Source organism: Bartonella sp. MR168JLCBS, from assembly GCF_042194175.1.
On sequence record NZ_JBHIMP010000486.1, the window covers coordinates 1 to 628 of the forward strand.

1 protein-coding gene is annotated in these 628 nt (G+C 41.6%); it reads right to left on the reverse strand.

Annotated features, from left to right (window positions below; translation table 11 throughout):
- Positions 1-128: 128 nt before the first annotated feature.
- Positions 129-628 (reverse strand): L-threonylcarbamoyladenylate synthase (locus ACFIK8_RS12180; RefSeq protein ID WP_375669580.1); only part of this gene is annotated, 500 nt, incomplete at its 5' end.

The following is a 628-nucleotide window of genomic DNA, read 5'->3' on the forward strand; positions in this document are numbered from 1 at the left end:
CAACGGTGCTTTCCCATGGAAAAGTCCACCCTCTTCACGCAAATACCGTGCAATAAGAGCCTGATCTGTTATAGCATATGCAGCACCAACAATTTTTCTAAATTTCTCAATCAAACCTTGCTCCATCTTCATTTCTCCTTTGGAGCTGCAGCACGTATGAGACGATCATTAATAGCCTCACCCAATCCGTACGATGGAATAGGTTCTACTGCAATATACTTCACCTTGAGTGAATCCAATTGCTTCATATATTCAAATAAATGAGAAGCTGCCTCTTCTAACTGCCCACTCTCGCTAAGATTTAAAACAGAAACAGCATTTTCAACACCCATAATGCGTTTTTGACCAAAAGCTAAAAGTGCCTCACCATGTTTTACCTTTTGCACATTCAAACGTACCATAGCATTGGGTGCATAATGTGACTTTAACATACCTGGCGCCTCAATCGCTGCCTGTTGATCTAGTCGCTTCAATGGTTTCCCTGCAACTGCTTCAATTTCTTCAGCAGCAAGCCCCCCGGGACGCAAGAGATAAATACTTTCACCACAAACCTTAACAATTGTTGATTCAAGTCCTATTTTACAAGCTCCTCCGTCAAGTATCAAAGGAACAGATTCTCCTAAAAATG